The 15,900-nt window shown below is 66.2% G+C and carries 15 protein-coding genes; 7 read left to right on the top strand and 8 right to left on the bottom strand.

Annotation, left to right across the window (positions count from 1 at the left end; translation table 11 throughout):
- The first annotated feature begins 4 nt into the window (after positions 1-4).
- Positions 5-1,162, top strand: a complete 1,158-nt coding sequence (locus EEB11_RS06130) for an SPOR domain-containing protein (RefSeq protein WP_135429531.1) — start codon at positions 5-7, stop codon at positions 1,160-1,162.
- A 15-nt stretch (positions 1,163-1,177) separates the two neighbouring features.
- On the opposite strand, the gene EEB11_RS06125 is transcribed toward EEB11_RS06130, so the two are convergent.
- A complete protein-coding gene (locus tag EEB11_RS06125; protein ID WP_135429530.1) occupies positions 1,178-2,200 on the bottom strand; it encodes a hypothetical protein in 1,023 nt (340 codons plus the stop codon).
- A 177-nt stretch (positions 2,201-2,377) separates the two neighbouring features.
- On the opposite strand from EEB11_RS06125, the gene EEB11_RS06120 reads away from it, so the two are divergent.
- A complete protein-coding gene (locus EEB11_RS06120; protein WP_135429529.1) occupies positions 2,378-3,301 on the top strand; it encodes a DMT family transporter in 924 nt (307 codons plus the stop codon).
- A 14-nt stretch (positions 3,302-3,315) separates the two neighbouring features.
- Here EEB11_RS06120 and EEB11_RS06115 read toward each other — a convergent pair whose 3' ends face one another.
- Entirely contained in the window at positions 3,316-3,894 is a 579-nt protein-coding gene (locus tag EEB11_RS06115) for a thymidine kinase (protein WP_135429528.1), read from the bottom strand.
- 309 nt (positions 3,895-4,203) lie between these two features.
- Entirely contained in the window at positions 4,204-5,550 is a 1,347-nt protein-coding gene (locus tag EEB11_RS06110) for a DEAD/DEAH box helicase (protein ID WP_135429527.1), read from the bottom strand.
- Positions 5,551-5,845: 295 nt separating this feature from the next.
- On the opposite strand from EEB11_RS06110, the gene EEB11_RS06105 reads away from it, so the two are divergent.
- On the top strand, positions 5,846-6,268 hold the full coding sequence (locus EEB11_RS06105; protein WP_135429526.1) for a BrnA antitoxin family protein: 423 nt from the start codon (positions 5,846-5,848) through the stop codon (positions 6,266-6,268).
- Between the two features lie 326 nt (positions 6,269-6,594).
- On the opposite strand, the gene carB is transcribed toward EEB11_RS06105, so the two are convergent.
- Positions 6,595-9,924 carry a carbamoyl-phosphate synthase large subunit gene (gene carB, locus EEB11_RS06100; protein WP_135429525.1) on the bottom strand — a complete coding sequence of 1,110 codons (3,330 nt, stop codon included), beginning with the start codon at positions 9,922-9,924 and terminating at the stop codon, positions 6,595-6,597.
- A gap of 366 nt (positions 9,925-10,290) precedes the next feature.
- Here carB and EEB11_RS06095 point away from each other — a divergent pair, with 366 nt between their 5' ends.
- The 3 genes from EEB11_RS06095 (at position 10,291) to EEB11_RS06085 (ending at position 12,962) form a co-directional block, all read left to right on the top strand.
- Entirely contained in the window at positions 10,291-11,430 is a 1,140-nt protein-coding gene (locus EEB11_RS06095) for an aminodeoxychorismate synthase component I (protein WP_135429706.1), read from the top strand.
- Positions 11,388-11,999, top strand: coding sequence for an aminotransferase class IV family protein (locus tag EEB11_RS06090; RefSeq protein WP_167852668.1), 612 nt, complete (start codon positions 11,388-11,390; stop codon positions 11,997-11,999). The genes EEB11_RS06095 and EEB11_RS06090 overlap by 43 nt, the downstream gene beginning before the upstream one ends.
- A gap of 111 nt (positions 12,000-12,110) precedes the next feature.
- Complete coding sequence (locus EEB11_RS06085; protein WP_135429524.1) at positions 12,111-12,962, top strand: DMT family transporter; 852 nt, start codon at positions 12,111-12,113, stop codon at positions 12,960-12,962.
- On the opposite strand, the gene EEB11_RS06080 is transcribed toward EEB11_RS06085, so the two are convergent.
- The 3 genes from EEB11_RS06080 to mce are packed head-to-tail and all read right to left on the bottom strand — an operon-like array spanning position 12,938 to position 14,102.
- Positions 12,938-13,420, bottom strand: coding sequence for a GNAT family N-acetyltransferase (locus tag EEB11_RS06080; protein ID WP_135429523.1), 483 nt, complete (start codon positions 13,418-13,420; stop codon positions 12,938-12,940). The two genes, EEB11_RS06085 and EEB11_RS06080, sit on opposite strands and share 25 nt — an antisense overlap.
- A complete protein-coding gene (locus EEB11_RS06075) occupies positions 13,417-13,701 on the bottom strand; it encodes a DUF1467 family protein (RefSeq protein ID WP_135429522.1) in 285 nt (94 codons plus the stop codon). Before EEB11_RS06075 ends, EEB11_RS06080 begins: the two co-directional genes overlap by 4 nt.
- Positions 13,698-14,102, bottom strand: a complete 405-nt coding sequence (gene mce, locus EEB11_RS06070) for a methylmalonyl-CoA epimerase (RefSeq protein ID WP_135429521.1) — start codon at positions 14,100-14,102, stop codon at positions 13,698-13,700. The genes EEB11_RS06075 and mce overlap by 4 nt, the downstream gene beginning before the upstream one ends.
- 259 nt (positions 14,103-14,361) lie before the next feature.
- Here mce and EEB11_RS06065 point away from each other — a divergent pair, with 259 nt between their 5' ends.
- Positions 14,362-15,105 (top strand): response regulator, encoded by a 744-nt coding sequence (locus EEB11_RS06065; RefSeq protein WP_135429520.1) that lies wholly within the window; start codon positions 14,362-14,364, stop codon positions 15,103-15,105.
- A gap of 6 nt (positions 15,106-15,111) precedes the next feature.
- Here the strand turns inward: EEB11_RS06065 and EEB11_RS06060 are convergent, their stop codons facing one another.
- A complete protein-coding gene (locus tag EEB11_RS06060) occupies positions 15,112-15,828 on the bottom strand; it encodes a GNAT family N-acetyltransferase (protein ID WP_135429519.1) in 717 nt (238 codons plus the stop codon).
- Positions 15,829-15,900 lie beyond the last annotated feature (72 nt).

Raw genomic sequence — 15,900 nt, 5'->3', positions numbered from 1 at the left:
AGTCATGGTGTTTAGATTGGTTCCGGCCGCTGTTCTGGCGGTCGTGGCCGGGTTGAGTGTTGCCAATGCTCAATCGGCCGGTGATTTTGGTGGCCCGCGTGAACTGCCGCCTGCGTCCTTTACAGGGCAGCAATATGTAGACAGCCGGGGTTGCGTGTTCCTGCGTGCCGGGCTGTCGGGGCGCACCAACTGGGTGCCGCGTGTGAGCCGTAACCGCGCGCCGTTGTGCGGTTACCCGCCGACGTTCGGGAACAATCAGGTGGCGATTGTAGAGCCTGCGCCGAGCACCGTTCCGGTGCCTGCCGTACAAGTGGTGGTGCCTGCCCCGGTGCAAACTGCAACGAATGCAGTGCCGCCTGCTGCCCGCACTATGGCCGCACCGGTCGTTATGCCCGCGCCCGTGCGGGCGGCGCCGGTGCCGCAGGCCAGACCACAGCCCCAGCGCCAGATCGCAGAGCGGGTGGCGACGACCGTTGGTTCAGGCAGGATCGGCTGCTACACCAATGCGCCGGTGGCCGAACGTTTCCGTTTGCAGAACGGCGGCAGCATTGTGCTGTGCACCCGCGGCGACGGCGATGTTGCGCATGCCCGGGCCCCGCGTGTGCTGGCCGGGGTCGCGGCGATTGCCCCGTCAGGCTATCTGGAGGGGCCAGATCCTGCTGCCCATGTCGGCGTGCATCAGGTGCAGCGCAAAGCCGCTGTGGCAGAGCCGCATGTTATTCCCAAAGGCTACCGCGCGGCCTTTACCGATGACCGCCTGAACCCCAACCGCGCCAAGGGCAGGCAGCAGGGCTGGGCGCAACAGGACCAGATCTGGACGCGCGAGGTTCCCGCCCGGCTGGTTGCGGATGCGACCAGGGCCAAAGGTGAGCCGGTTGCCACGCGCAATGTATATGCGTCAAGCAAAGCGCAACCTGCGCCGCAGCCACCTGCTTCCGGGCGCAGTTATGTGCAGGTCGGCACCTTTGGTCAGGTGTCGAATGCAGATGGCGCGTCGTCGCGACTGGCCCGGCTTGGCTTGCCGGTGGCGCGGTCCAACATCTCCAGCAAGGGTAAGCCTATGCAGATCGTGTTTGCCGGACCGTTCGGATCGCGGGCCGAAGCGCAGGCGGCCTTATCCGCCGCGCGGCGTGCCGGGTTTGGCGACGCCTTTATCCGTTGAGGCTGCAGCGCTGCCTTAGCCTGTGGCGCACATGTCCTGCAGGCTGACCCAATCGCCATCGGCCATCAGCGGTTCGGGGATCAGCCCGGCCAAGGGGTCCGCCTCGATCAGGCCGATGGTCGTCTCGCCGCTGGGGTCGATGGCATAGGCATAGGGAGCCGACGACAGGCCTGCGGCCCCGAACCGGGCCAGCGCTACAGCGTCGGGAACGGCAACGCCAGGGCCCTGCAACAGCACCTCGCCATAGCCCGCCACAGCCGTGTCGGGCAGAATGCCCGAGGTGAGCAGACGGAAGGTCGCGGTCAGCCCGGCATGCTGCAGCACCGGCAGGATCGGGTCGCGCGCATCGGCCTTCACGCGTTCCATCAAGGCCAGTCCTGCCAGAACCTCGGGCCCGCCCTGATCTTCCACCACATCGCGTCCGATCAGGATGATGCCGCCGGGCAGATGCGCCGCCCCCGACAGCCCGTCGCGCAGGATCAGGATCTGCGCCCGGTGCGGCCCGAAGAGTTTGTCGCCCAGCGTGGTAAGGGCAAAGGTGCCCAGCGGACTGGCGCAGGGCGAGCCGGTCAGCCGTTGCACATCGGCCAGCGCTGCCTGACCGATTGCCGCCCGCGTTGCTGCGGGCAGGACCGACGCGGTGTGTTTGATCAGGGCGTCCGGCAGCCAGAAGACCCCCAGCGCCAGCACCAGAAACGTGCCTGACCCAAGCAAGACCCCGCGCAGCCGCCCGGGTTTGGGCCGTTGACCGGCAATGGCGTTGCGAACGGTTTCCAGGGCGGCAATCATGTCGCCGTCATCAAGCTCCAGCGTTTCAATGGCTTCGGTTCCCGGCGCAAAAACGGCCGGCACTTCGCCCGGGTTCAGGCGCTCGATGGCCGGAAGGGACCAGTGGCTGAGGGCGGTTTCGCTTTTGGGATCAGACAGAACCAGCGTCGCCTCGCGGAATGCCACGATGACCTCTCGCCGTTGTGCCAGCGGGCTGTCGCGCCAAAGCCCGCTGCTTTCCAGCCGGGAATATCTTTTCAAAGCCGTCATGGCGCGCGGTGCCTTGCCTGTCATGGGGCGACACTAGACCAAGGCCGTTCGGGCCACAATCACCCGCCTGCATGCCACACCCCTCTGCGAGATGCCCCGGAAAGGACCGGTCGTGTCGCTTTTCGGCGCGCAGGGGCGTGTGCGGCAGGGTTCAACAGGACAAAGAAGGATGTCACGATGCCCCAGGACCGAACCCTTGCCGCTGCCGCGCTGCTGTGCGGCTACGCGATGCTGATCGGCTTTACCGACAATTATGTGCGGGTCATCGCGCAGGCACATGGGCTTTGGCAGTTTCACCTGACCCGGACGGTGATGGCGCTTGTCCTGCTGGGGCTGGCGGTGCCGCTGCTGGGGTTGCGGCTGCGGGCGGTCAACCCGCGGGCGGTTCTGGCGCGCAGTCTGATCCACGGGCTGGCCATGCTGATCTATTTTGGTGCGCTGGCCTTTCTGCCGGTGGCCATTGTTGCGGCGGGTCTGTTCACCGCGCCGATCTTCGTGCTGCTGATCTCGCGCTTTGCCTATGGCCATGCGATTGGCCCGGTGCGGATTCTGGCGGTCGCCTTGGGGTTTGTCGGGGTTATCCTTGTGCTGGGACCAGAGGCGATGTCGGGGGCATCGGCGGCTGCGATGCTGCCCGTGTTGGCGGGGGCGCTGTATGCGCTTGGCAATGTGGCGACGCGCGAATGGTGCCCGCATGAGTCTGCCGAGACGCTGGTGGCGGGATTTTTCGGCATTCTGGGGGTGTTCGGGGCGGTGGGGCTGGGTCTGCTGACCCTCATGCCGCTGATCGCGCCGCCTGGCCCCGACGGGTTTCTGTTGCGGGGCTGGGTCTGGCCGACGGGGCCGTTCCTGACTTGGACCTTTGTTCAGGCGGCTGGGTCCCTGCTGGGTGTCGGAATGATGATCCGCGCCTATCAGCTTACCGATGCGGGGCGGGCGTCGGTGATCGAATATGTCATTCTGCCGGCGTCGGCCTTCTGGTCCTGGGCCCTGTGGGGCGAGCTATTGGCCCCGATGGCCGTCGGGGGCATGGTGCTGATCGTGGCGGCGGGCAGCATGATTGCACTGCGGGCGCGGGTGGGTGAACCGGTTGTGCCTTGATGGAAAGCACCGCTTCAGTCGGCAACCGCCTCACGCCAGTGCCTGCGGCACAGGCTGACATAGGTTTCGTTTCCGCCGATAACCACCTGATCACCATCGCGCAGCGCCCGGCCATCCGGCCCTTTGCGCACCACCATCGTGGCCTTTTTTCCGCAGTGGCAGATGGTGCGCACTTCGCGCATTTCGTCGGCCCAGGCCAGTAAAGCGGCTGAGCCGGGAAACAATTGTCCTTGGAAATCAACGCGCAACCCATAGCACATCACCGGCACCGACAGATCATCGACCGCACAGGCCAGTTGCCAGACCTGCTCTTTGGACAAGAACTGCGCTTCATCAATGAACACACAGGAGACCGGGCCAAGCGCGAGCCTTGCCTTAAGCTTGGCCAACATATCCTCGGCGGGGCCGAAAGTATCGGCCGGATCGCCGATGCCGATGCGGCTCGCAATGCGGCCTTCCCCGGCGCGATTGTCGAATTGTGCCGTGATCAGATAGGTGTCCATCCCGCGTTCGCGGTAGTTGTGCGCGGCCTGCAGCAGCAGGGTCGATTTGCCGGCATTCATCGTGGAATAGTTGAAATAGAGCTTTGCCATGGCAAAGCACCTATCCGATTTCCGCCGCAGCCTGCAAGCACAGGCGAGAACAGATAAACCAGATGCCCCGGTGCGTGCCTGGCGCAAGGGGGTGACAGAAAAAGACGGGCCTGCCCTACGGTCTTGCGACCACCTTTTGAAAAAGGTCTGGGTACGGCAGGCCCCCACTCACACCAATGCTGGGGACATCGGTCACTCGGTACAAATCCGGAAAACACCCGGCATCGTCTTATTCTTGGAAAATGGTTTCCAATTTATTAATACTCAGACAGGGTCAGGCGTTTTCATCAAATCTTCACACGGTCGGGGTCAGCTTGTGCGGCGTTGGCCAGCGGGCTTGCCGCCCTCGGCGCGGCGCGGCGCGTTGCCGCCGCCCATTGGTTTGGCCTTGGCAGCCGGGCGTCCCTGCTGCGGTTTTGACCCGGCCCCGGCAGGCTTGCCACCCTGCGGGCGACCACCTTGCGGGCGGGCCGGGCGTTGGCCGCGGTTCTGGCCGGGCTTGGGGGCAGCGGCCACCATATCGGCGGACCATGGCGCGCCACCCAGAATCGGCAGCGGCTTTTTCAGCAGCTTTTCAATCGCTTGCAGCTCTCCCATCTCGGCCGGGGCGCAGAAGCTGACCGAGGTGCCCTCGGCCCCCGCGCGCGCGGTCCGGCCGATGCGGTGAACGTAATTTTCCGGCACGTTGGGCATGTCGAAGTTATACACGTGACGCACTGTCGGAATATCAATGCCCCGCGCGGCCACATCGGTAGCCACCAGCACATCAAGCTCGCCATTGCGGAACTCGGTCAGGGTGCGGTCACGCTGCGATTGCGACTTGTTGCCGTGGATGGAGCCTGCCTTGAAGCCCCAGCCTGCCAGCAATTTCATCAGCTTTTCCGAGCCATGCTTGGTGCGGCCGAAGACAAGTGCCTGTTCTGTGGGGTGTTTTTTCAGGTAGTCTTCCAGCACGCGGGCCTTGTCGCCGTTGGGCAGGAAGTGCACGCCTTGGGTCACCTTGTCGGCGGTTTTGCCCGCCGTGGTGACCTGAACCCGGACCGGGTCGCGCAGGTAAGTGTCTGCGATTTCAGAGATATCCTTGGGCATCGTCGCCGAGAACAGCATGGTCTGACGCTTCAAGGGGATGTGCTTGGCGATCTTGCGAAGCGAGTGGATGAAGCCCATGTCGAGCATGTGGTCAGCCTCGTCCAGCACCAGATAACCGCACTGGTCCAGCTTGACATCGCCACGCTCCAGCAGGTCGATCAGGCGGCCCGGGGTGGCGACGAGAACGTCGCTGCCCTTGGACAGCGCCTGCGCCTGACGGAACAGCGATGCGCCGCCCACAACCATGGTCACCTTGACAGGGGTTCCCTTGGTGAAGACTTCGAGGTTGTCCTTGATTTGCAAGGTTAATTCGCGCGTCGGCGCCAGGATCAGGGCGCGCACGTTCTTGGGGCCCGGTGGGTGGCCGATGTCGAGCAGGCGGTGCAGGAGCGGCAGGCCGAAGGCCGCCGTCTTGCCGGTGCCGGTTTGGGCCAGACCCATCAGGTCGCGGCCCGCCATGATATGGGGGATCGCCTGCGCCTGAATGGGCGTGGGCGTCTGAAGATTGGTTTTTTCAAGCGCTTTCAAAAGCTTCGGGCTTAGCCCGAGGTCAGCAAAGGTGGTCATTGGGTCGTTCCATCAAACAAGAAAACGGCGGTCCTCGTCCCCCAATAACTTGAGAGACCGTGCGCGCCGTCGGCGCCCCTGCGTGATGGTGGGAACCTGTGTCCGGGCCTTTCGGTGCTCACGCGGCACGGGCTTCGGACAGACCGGAGATGGGGGGTTTTGGCGCGGAAGTCAAGCGTCTGCTTTGGGTATGGTTTGCGTATGGGCGGCGTATGGCTGACGTCATGACGTCTGCGCGCGGCGCTTTAACCGGGTTTTCGGGCGCCTCTGGCAGTCTGGCAGCAGGAGGTGCGACATGACCAAAGCCGATGACACCCGCAAGGCCAGCTATCACCGGATGGCCGAGAGCCTGCGCGATCTGGAACGCACGCTGCACGGGGCTGCCCGCGGGGCCGGGGCAGTGCCCGACGAGTGGCACGCGATTGCCCAAGGCGTGGGCGCGGGCCGCAAGGTGAAGCTGACGCTGTGGGTGGAGGCCGATGTGCTGCGCTTCTTTCGCAGTCTGGGCAAGGGCCACACCACGCGGATGGCCGAGGTGCTGTCCACCTTCATGCACGCGCGGCTGGCGGGGGTGGTGAAGGGGCCGGAGGACGTGGATTATTCTGCGCCCTACCGCACCGAGGAGGAGCAGGCGGCGCTGGCGGAACGCAAGCGGAAGTATGATGCGCTGCTGGAGGCGGATCTGCAGACGCTGAAGCGGGTGACACGCGGGGGGTGAGGGGTTTGTGGTGGGGCAACCCGCCCGGGGGAGGTGGAGGGAGCCACTCCACCGCTCTTTCCTTGGCCCTGTGTTCCGTCGCCGGTGTAGGATTGCTTGAACGCCGTCTGCGATGTGGCCAATCGGCCTCGGTTCCAGAGGAGGGGTTGCGCATGACTCCGTAGGGCGGGGTTCACCCCGCCATTGTGTCGGTAAGGCGGGGTGAACCCCGCCCTACACCGGCCTGAGAATGGCACGCCCGGGGCGCGCGCGCAGGTTTGCGCGCCCGTTGCCCGCTCAAAACGCTTCACCGGGGCGTTTTGACCCCGGCAGAGCCGGGGTCGCGGTCACCCCTGCAACGTCCTCACCCCGTACCCCTCACCCCGGGCCTTCATTGCCGACACGGCGGCGATGCTGGCGGCTGCGGTCGTGAAGTAGGGGATCTTGTCCATCAGGGCGACACGGCGGATGTCGCGGCTGTCGTTGATGGCCTGGGTGCCTTCGGTGGTGTTCAGGACCAGAGCGATGTCGTTGTTTTTGAGCCGGTCCACGATGTTGGGGCGGCCCTCATAGACTTTGGCGACGGGGGTGGTGGCGACGCCGACAGACGCCAGCCAGGTGGCGGTGCCTTTGGTGGCGACGATTTCGAAGCCCATGGCGATGAGGTCGCGGGCGGCGCTGGCGAGCCCTTCCGTCTTGTCCATGTCCTTGACCGACAGGAAGACGCGGCCCTGTTCGGGCAGGATGGTGCCTGCGCCCATCTGCGCCTTGAGGAAGGCCAGCGCAAAGGTGCGGTCCCAGCCCATGACTTCGCCGGTGGAGCGCATTTCAGGCCCAAGCACCGGGTCGACGCCGGGGAAGCGGGCGAAGGGCAGCACCGCCTCTTTGACGCTGAACCACGGGGTGATCGGGTCGGCGAGGGTGAAGGGGTTGGCGAGCGGCAGGGCGGTGTCGGGGCCGACGCCGGCCTCGTATGGCGCGCGCTGGGGGAAGTTCGACATCGGCTCGCCGGCCATCAGCCGGGCGGCGATGGCGGCGATGGCGGAGTCTGTGGCCTTGGCGACGAAGGGCACGGTGCGGGAGGCGCGGGGGTTCACCTCCAGCACGTAGATGGTGCCGTCCTTGATCGCGAATTGCACGTTCATCAGGCCGACCACGTTCAGCGCGCGGGCCATGGCGACGGTCTGGGTTTTCAGCTCGGCAATGGTGTCGGCGGAAAGGGAGTGCGGCGGCAGGCAGCAGGCGGAGTCGCCGGAGTGCACGCCGGCTTCTTCGATATGTTCCATGATGCCCGCGACGTGGACGTTGTGGCCGTCTGACAGGGCATCGACATCAACCTCGATCGCGCCGGACAGGTAGCTGTCCAAGAGGACCGGGTTGTTGCCGGAGACCTGCACCGCCTCGCGGATGTAGCGTTCGAGCTGGGCGTCGTCGCGGATGATTTCCATCGCGCGGCCGCCCAGCACGAAGGAGGGGCGGATGACGAGGGGGTAGCCGACCTGTGCGGCCACCGCAAAGGCCTCGTCGCGCGAACGGGCGGTGCCGTTTACGGGTTGCTTGAGGTTCAGGGTGTTCAGCAGTTGCTGGAACCGCTCGCGGTCTTCGGCGAGGTCGATGGCGTCGGGGGTGGTGCCAAGGATCGGGATGCCTTCGTTCGCCAGGGCTTGGGCCAGTTTCAGCGGGGTCTGGCCGCCGAACTGCACGATGACGCCGTGGAGCGTGCCGTTGTCTTGTTCCACCCGCAGGATTTCGAGGACGTGCTCCAAGGTGAGCGGCTCGAAATACAGGCGATCCGAAGTGTCGTAATCGGTGGAGACGGTTTCGGGGTTGCAGTTGACCATGATGGTTTCATAGCCCGCTGCGGTGAGCGCGTAGCAGGCGTGGCAGCAGCAATAGTCGAACTCGATCCCCTGGCCGATCCGGTTGGGGCCGCCGCCGAGGATGACGACCTTTTTGGCGTTTGATGGGCGGGCTTCGCATTCCACGTCGCCCATGACCGGGGATTCGTAGGTGGAGTACATGTAAGGCGTCTGCGCCTCGAATTCCGCGGCGCAGGTGTCGATGCGTTTGAAGACGGCGGTGACGCCGAGGTTGCGGCGGGCGCGGCGCACCTGCGCTTCATCGCGGCCTGTCAGGGTGGCGAGGCGGGCGTCGGTGAAGCCCATCATTTTCAGCTTGCGCAAGGAGGGGGCGTCGAGCGGCAGGCCATCGTGGCGGATGCGGGCCTCAGTGTCGATGATTTCGCGGATGCGGGCAAGGAACCACGGATCGAACGAGGTGATGGCGTTGATCTGGTCGTCGGTGAAGCCTTCGCGCATGGCCTGGGCGATGACGCGCAGCCGGTCAGGGGTTTGCAAGCTGAGCGCCTTGGAGACGGCGGCGCGGTCGGGGCCGCCGGGAATCGCGATTTCGTCAAAGCCGGTGAGGCCGGTCTCAAGGCTGGCGAGGGCCTTTTGCATCGATTCGTGGATGGTGCGGCCGATGGCCATCACCTCGCCCACCGATTTCATCGCGGTGGTCAGGTTGTTTTCCGAACCGGGGAATTTCTCGAAGGCGAAGCGGGGGATTTTTGTCACGACATAGTCGATGGACGGCTCGAAGGACGCCGGGGTGACCTTGGTGATGTCGTTGTCCAGCTCGTCCAGCGTGTAGCCGACGGCGAGTTTGGCGGCGATCTTGGCGATGGGGAAGCCGGTGGCTTTGGAGGCGAGCGCGGAAGAACGCGAGACGCGGGGATTCATCTCGATCACGACCATGCGGCCATCGGCGGGATTGATCGCCCATTGCACGTTCGAGCCGCCGGTTTCGACCCCGATTTCGCGCAGCACGGCGATGGAGCCGTTGCGCATGATCTGGTATTCCTTGTCGGTCAGCGTGAGCGCGGGGGCGACGGTGATGGAGTCGCCGGTGTGCACGCCCATCGGGTCGATGTTTTCGATCGCGCAGACGATGATGGCGTTGTCGGCGGTGTCGCGCACCACCTCCATCTCGAATTCCTTCCAGCCGAGCAGGGATTCGTCGACGAGGATTTGCGCCATCGGCGACGCCTCAAGGCCCGAGCGGCAGATCGCCTCGTAATCGTCGCGGTTGTAGGCGACGCCGCCCCCCGTTCCGCCAAGGGTGAAGGCGGGGCGGATGATGGCGGGGAGGCCCACGTAGTCGAGCGTGGCGATGGCCTCCGTGATGGCGGCGTTGATGTCGTATTTGCCATTGGGCAGCTTGGGGGCGGCGATGATGGTGGCCTTTGGGTTTTCCAACCCGATGCGGTCCATCGCTTCGCGGAACAGCTTGCGGTCTTCTGCCATTTCGATGGCTTCGCGCTTGGCCCCGATGAGTTCGACGTTGAACTTTTCGAGCACGCCGAGGTCGGCCAGCGCCAGTGCCGTGTTCAGGCCGGTCTGGCCGCCCATGGTGGGCAGAAGCGCGTCGGGGCGTTCTTTTTCGATGATCTTGGCGACGACTTCGGGGGTGATCGGCTCGATATACGTCGCATCTGCCAGCCCCGGATCAGTCATGATCGTGGCGGGGTTCGAGTTGACCAAAATGACGCGGTAACCTTCTTCGCGCAGCGCCTTGCAGGCTTGCGCGCCCGAGTAGTCGAATTCGCAGGCCTGTCCGATGACGATGGGGCCTGCACCGATGATCATGATGGATTTGATGTCGGTTCTTTTCGGCATTTCGGTGGCCCCTGTCCATGGCTGAACCCGGGCCACGGTGGCACCGGGTCTCGGATTCGTGCGGTCTGCGCAAATTGACGGGGGTTTAGGGGGTTGCGGGGCGGGGCGCAACCCTTTGCGAAGGGGGTGGTTGGAGGCGTGATGATCAAGGAGGATGGGGTAGGGCGGGGTTCACCCCGCCATTGCCAGGGACAGGCGGGGTGAACCCCGCCCTACCGGGGCTGCAAAGGCGGCGATGACAGGGTTATGGGTGGATCTCTGACGCCGGAATGGGTCGCTTGCCGCCTGTTCCAAAGCGGGGGTGCGTGCTAGATGCGACGGATGGGCAAGGAGCGGATTTCGGGCAATGCCGGGGGACTTCGGGCGATGATTGTCATTGAACATGGGCCGGGCGGGCGGGCGGCGGTGTTTGCGCAGCCCTGGGCGCTGTTCGTGGCGCATGAGGCGGATGAGGTAGAGGCTTGCCTTGCGGCAGCGGAAAGCGCGCGGGCGGCGGGCGCGTGGATTGCGGGGTATATCGCCTATGAGGCGGGCTATGCTTTGGAGCCGCGACTGGCCGCGCGGATGCCGGAGGGGCGGCGGGGGCCGCTGGTGTGTCTGGCGGCCTTTGAGGGGCCGGAGGAGGCGGGGGCTGCCCTGACGCAGGCGACGGAAGCGGGGCGGGGGGTGCGGCTGGAGCCGTTGCAGCCTTGTGTGACGCGGGAGGCCTATGGGAAGGCCTTTGCGCGGGTGCAGGGGTATATTGCGGCTGGCGATTGCTATCAGATCAACCTGACGTTTCCGATTGCCTCGCGCCTGTCGGGCGGTACGGCGCTGGGCCTTTATGGTGCGCTGCGGGTGGGGCAGCCGGTGGGCTATGGGGCTTTTGTCGATCTGGGGGTGGGGCCGGTGGTGGTGTCGCGCAGCCCGGAGTTGTTTTTCCGGGTCACGGGCGGGGTGATCGAGAGCCGCCCGATGAAGGGGACGGCTCCGCGCAGTGATGACCCGGTGGAGGATGCGGGCCTCGCGGCGGCGTTGCAGGCCAGCGAGAAGGACCGGGCCGAGAACCTGATGATTGTGGACCTTTTGCGCAACGATATAGCGCGGATGTCGCAGGTCGGATCGGTCAAGGTGCCGGAGCTGTATGCGGTGGAAAGTTTTGCCACGGTGCATCAGATGAGCAGCCGGGTGCAGGGGCGGCTCTTGCCCGGCGCGGGCTTGCCGGGGCTGATGGCGGCGTTGTTTCCCTGCGGGTCGGTCACGGGGGCGCCGAAGATCCGGGCGATGGAGATTATCGCGCAAGTCGAGGCCGAGCCGCGCGGGGTGTATTGCGGGGCGGTGGGCTGGGCGGCGCCGGATGGTGATCAGGGTTGGTCGGTGGCCATTCGCACCGCGCGGGTCTGGCCGGATGGCGAGGTGCGGCTGAATGTCGGCGGCGGGGTGGTATACGATTCCACGGCGGATGGGGAATGGGAGGAGGCGCTTTGGAAAACGCGCTTTGCGACGGGGCTGACACGCCGGGGCTGAAGTTGATCGAGACGATGCTGTGGGACGGGGTTTGCGTGCCGCGCTGGCCGCTGCATGTCGCGCGGTTGACGGCAGGGGCGGCGGCGCTTGGCTGGGCGGTGCCTGAGGTGCGGGTGGTGGGGCCAGCGGGGCAGGCGGCGCGGCTGCGGCTGACGCTGGATGCGCATGGGGCGGTTGAGGTTGAGGTGGGGGCGGTGCCCGCGCCGATGGCGGTCTGGCGGCTGGGGCTGGCGGGCGAGCGGTTGGCGTCGGGTGATCCGTGGTTGCGGGTGAAATCAACGCGGCGCGCGGTGTATGACCGGGCGCGGGCGGGGTTGCCTGCGGGCCTTGATGAGCTGGTTTTTGTGAATGAGCGGGGCGAGGTTTGTGACGGGACGATCACCACGCTGTTCTTTGATCGCGGGGCAGGGCTGCGGACGCCGCCTTTGACCAGCGGGCTGTTGCCGGGGGTGTTGCGGGCGGAGGTGGCATGTGCGCAAGAGGTGTTGATGGGCCATGACCTGCCGCATGTGCGGTTGTGGGTGGGCAACGCGCTGCGTGGAATGTCTGAGGCGGTGTGGGTTGGATAGGCCCGGCGTGCGCCGCGCGGGAAGGTTTTGCGCCAGCCGCACTGCCGGGCGATGGCACCGGGGGCATCGTGCGGACTCCTCTGGCGGGAGTATTTTCAAAAGGGGCAGGCCATGAGCGCGGCGCGGTTGTTTGGCTGGACAGCGCTGGCGATGCTGGCCTTTGCGGCCAATTCGGTGCTGAACCGGATGGCGGTGGGGGAGGGCGGGATGGACCCGCTGGCCTTTGCGTCTGTGCGGGTGGTGGCGGGGGCGATGGTGCTGGGGCTGCTGGTCTGGCTGCGGCGGGGTGTGGTCTGGGCCGGGTGGCGCGGGCGGGCACCGGGGGTGTTCGGGCTGGTGGTGTATCTGGTGGGATTCTCGGTCGCTTATCTGGCGCTGGGGGCCGGGGTGGGCGCGCTGATATTGTTCGGGTCGGTGCAGGTGACGATGTTCGGCGGCGCGGTTCTGTCGGGGGAGGCGGTGCCGGGGCGGCGCTGGCTGGGGGCGGCTCTCGCCTTTGGGGGGCTGATCTGGCTGGTGGCCCCGGGCGGTGCCGAGGTGCCGGTTGCCGGGGCGGTGGCGATGGGGGCTGCGGGGTTCGGCTGGGGGATTTATTCGCTGGCCGGGCGGGGGGCCACGGATGCGCTGGCGGCGACCGCGTGGAATTTTGTGCTGGCGGTGCCGGTGATGCTGGGAATTGCGCTGATCTGGGGCGGGATGCGCTGGGAGGTGCAGGGGATCTGGTTGGCGGTGCTGTCGGGGGCGGTGACAAGCGGGATGGGCTATGCGCTGTGGTATGCGGTGCTGCCCGCCCTTGGGGCAGCGCGGGCGGCGGTGGCACAGCTGACGGTGCCGGTGCTGGCGGCGCTGGGCGGCGCGGTGGTGATGGGTGAGGGCGTGGGCTGGCGGTTCTGGGCGGCGTCGGTCGTGATTCTGGGCGGGGTGGCGATTGCCAGCATTCAGAGCGGTTTGACGAGGCGGTGACTGGTGTGGCCGGTGTCGGCGTCGAACCGGCTGACGCCGGTGGGCTTGAACCCCATGCGCGCCCAGAAGGCGGCACCGCGCGGGTTGGCCTGCAGCACGGCGAGGTAGAGCTGCGGGGCATGGGCGGCGCGGACGCGGGATTCGATATCTGCGAGGAAGGCGGCGCCATGGCCTTGCGACCGGGCGGCGGGGGCGAGGATCATCAGGCCAAGGTAGGCATCATCGGGTTCGGGGAAGCCGAAGGAGAGTTCGGCGACGCCATTGAGCGTGCCGTCAAGGAACAGGCCAAGCCGCTGCGAGGCGGCTGGGTCGCAGCCGGGCGGGCCATTGGTGAAAACGTCCTCGACCTCGGCCGGGCCGGGAGGTCGGCCAAGCCACAACTGGTAGTAATCCTGCGCGCGGGTGAGCAGGGCGGCGACCGCCGGGCGGTCGGCGGCCGGGTCGAGCGCGCGGATCATGGGGTGGCGGTGACCGGCGGCATGCGGCCCATCCAGTCGAAATCGCGCACCGAGATGGTGCCCGAGGTGATGATGCCCGCCAGAAGCCCCCAGACGATGATGGCAAACAATGTGGTGATCTTGGCCTTGCGGCCCACCAGTTCATCACGCGGGGCGCTTCGGGGGGTGCCGGGGACGACGGAACCCGCATCGCCCTGGGTGGTCAGCCGCAGGGGCAGCACGATGAAGAACACCATGAACCAGACCACGGCGAACAGGACGAAGGCAGCGGTGATGGTCATGCTTGCTCCAACTCGATCAGGCAGCCGTTGAAATCCTTGGGGTGCAGGAACAGCACGGGCTTGCCATGGGCGCCGATCTTTGGCTCGCCGCTGCCCAGCACCCGCGCGCCTGCGGCTTGCAGGCGGTCGCGGGCGGCAAGGATATCATCCACCTCATAGCAGATGTGATGGATGCCGCCCGAGGGGTTCTTGTCGAGAAAGCCCTGAATGGGGGAATTTTCGCCCAAAGGGTACAGCAGTTCGATCTTGGTGTTCGGCAGATCGATGAAGACCACGGTCACGCCGTGGTCAGGTTCATCCTGCGGTGGGCGGACCGAGGCCCCCAGCGTGCCCGCATATTGCGCGGTGGCGGCGGCAAGGTCGGGCACGGCGATGGCAACATGGTTCAGGCGGCCGATCATGGGTGTCTCCGGTTTGGCGGTTCATGTGTTTATGGGCAGCGGCGAGGGGCGAGGCAAGGGGCGCATCGGTCGCAGGGAGGGTTTGTGCGCGTCAGGCGCGCAGGTGGCCTGCCCAGCCGCCGAACGGGATGGAGGGGAAGGGGTGCCGTCCAGTGCGGAAACGGGGCTGCGGGGCCGGTAAAATGCGGTGGGCCTTAATCGTCTGTTAGCCAGACTCGGCGTCTGATCGCGGGGTCACGTTTCATTTTGGGGGAATGCCATGCCTGTGCCAGACCAACGCGTCAGCGCCCCGGTGCCCAGCTTTCTGCCCCATGGGGTCGGATCGCCGGCATCGGGCGGGTTGCCGCTGTCCGGCGTTACCATCCTGCTGGTGGAGGACAGCCGGGCGGCGTCGGATATGCTGCGGATGATGTGCCAGCGGTCGGGCGCGCGGTTGCGCCGTGCTGAAAGCCTGGAACAGGCGCGGTCGCATCTGCGCACCTATTGCCCGGATGTGGTGATTGTCGACCTTGGCCTGCCCGATGGCTGTGGCGATCAGCTGATCCGTGATCTGACCGGGGCCCGGCGCGATGTGGTGGTGCTGGGCCTGTCCGGTGATCCGGAGGGGAAAAGGCTGGCACTTGCCGCCGGGGCGCAAGGGTTTCTGGCAAAGCCGGTGGATGGTTTGGCGTCGTTTCAGATTGCAATCCTGCGGCATCTGCCGGGCCGGGGGCGTCGTGTGTGGCGCTTTGGCCAAGCCGCGCCGGAGGCCGATGACCGGGAGGCGTTTTTGACCGACCCATTGGCGCTGCGCGATGATCTGGCGCATGCGGCGGGGCTGCTGGCACAAGGGCCGGATGCGGCGGCGCGTGGCTATCTGGCGCGGTTTGTGGCGGGGATCGCGCGCAGTGCCGGGGACACAGATCTGGCCGAAGCCGCCGGGGCGGCCGCCCTGCGGGCCGAGGCTTTGCCGCGTCTGCACCGCATGGTGCAGCGCCGGTTGGGGGAGGGGGCGCGGTTCTGAATGCTGCTACAGCCCGGGGTCAGACCCCGCGCGCACCAGCCGCGACAGGTCGGACAGCCGTTCACGCTGTTTGCCGGTGGCATCGAAATTGACAGGGGAGAGCCAGGCGGCAAAGGCTTCGCGCAGGGCGGGCCATTCGCTGTCGATCACCGAGAACCATGCCGTGTCGCGGTTGCGGCCTTTGCTGACGGTGTGGTTGCGGAAGATGCCTTCATAACTGAACCCAAGCCGTTGCGCCGCGCGGCGCGACGGCAGGTTCAAGGCGTTGCATTTCCATTCATAGCGGCGGTAGCCTGCGGTGAAGGCCCAGTCCATCATCAGAAACATCGCCTCGGTCGCGGCGGGGGTGCGTTGCAGGGCGGGGGACAGGCAGATGTGGCCAACCTCGATGCTGCCGGAATGGGGGGTGATGCGCAGGTAAGAGGCAACGCCTGCGGCATGCCCCGTGGCCGCATCGCGCAGGGCAAAGAACACCGGGTCTTCGCGGCCCTGATGATCCTTGACCCAGCGGTGATAGGCCGAGGCCGAATGGAACGGGCCGTAGGGCATGTAATCCCAGAGGGCATCGTGGCCGGAAAAGGCGGTGAACAGGTCGGCGGCGTGGTCATCCGCCTCCAGCGGGTCGAGCCGGATATGCTTGCCTTCCAGCGTCAGACCGGCGGGGGGATGCGGCGGCGGGGTCCAAGCGGTGAGCAGTTTCCCCTGTGGTGCCGGTGTATGCATTGCCGTGTCCCTGCTGATCCTGCGGAGGTTATGTCCTGTTGGTGCGGCAGGGCGCAATGGGGATTTTGCTGC

Source organism: Pseudotabrizicola sediminis, assembly GCF_004745575.1.
Lineage (GTDB): Bacteria > Pseudomonadota > Alphaproteobacteria > Rhodobacterales > Rhodobacteraceae > Pseudotabrizicola > Pseudotabrizicola sediminis.
Note: the sequence above shows the minus strand (reverse complement) of the source record. Positions and strands in the feature narration are given on the sequence as shown.

Coding starts and splice junctions, on each gene's coding strand:
- EEB11_RS06130 (WP_135429531.1), top strand. CDS start 5: ATGGTGTTTAGATTGGTTCCGGCCGCTGTTCTGGCGGTCGTGGCCGGG.
- EEB11_RS06125 (WP_135429530.1), bottom strand. CDS start 2,200: ATGACGGCTTTGAAAAGATATTCCCGGCTGGAAAGCAGCGGGCTTTGG.
- EEB11_RS06120 (WP_135429529.1), top strand. CDS start 2,378: ATGCCCCAGGACCGAACCCTTGCCGCTGCCGCGCTGCTGTGCGGCTAC.
- EEB11_RS06115 (WP_135429528.1), bottom strand. CDS start 3,894: ATGGCAAAGCTCTATTTCAACTATTCCACGATGAATGCCGGCAAATCG.
- EEB11_RS06110 (WP_135429527.1), bottom strand. CDS start 5,550: ATGACCACCTTTGCTGACCTCGGGCTAAGCCCGAAGCTTTTGAAAGCG.
- EEB11_RS06105 (WP_135429526.1), top strand. CDS start 5,846: ATGACCAAAGCCGATGACACCCGCAAGGCCAGCTATCACCGGATGGCC.
- carB (WP_135429525.1), bottom strand. CDS start 9,924: ATGCCGAAAAGAACCGACATCAAATCCATCATGATCATCGGTGCAGGC.
- EEB11_RS06095 (WP_135429706.1), top strand. CDS start 10,291: ATGATTGTCATTGAACATGGGCCGGGCGGGCGGGCGGCGGTGTTTGCG.
- EEB11_RS06085 (WP_135429524.1), top strand. CDS start 12,111: ATGAGCGCGGCGCGGTTGTTTGGCTGGACAGCGCTGGCGATGCTGGCC.
- EEB11_RS06080 (WP_135429523.1), bottom strand. CDS start 13,420: ATGATCCGCGCGCTCGACCCGGCCGCCGACCGCCCGGCGGTCGCCGCC.
- EEB11_RS06075 (WP_135429522.1), bottom strand. CDS start 13,701: ATGACCATCACCGCTGCCTTCGTCCTGTTCGCCGTGGTCTGGTTCATG.
- mce (WP_135429521.1), bottom strand. CDS start 14,102: ATGATCGGCCGCCTGAACCATGTTGCCATCGCCGTGCCCGACCTTGCC.
- EEB11_RS06065 (WP_135429520.1), top strand. CDS start 14,362: ATGCCTGTGCCAGACCAACGCGTCAGCGCCCCGGTGCCCAGCTTTCTG.
- EEB11_RS06060 (WP_135429519.1), bottom strand. CDS start 15,828: ATGCATACACCGGCACCACAGGGGAAACTGCTCACCGCTTGGACCCCG.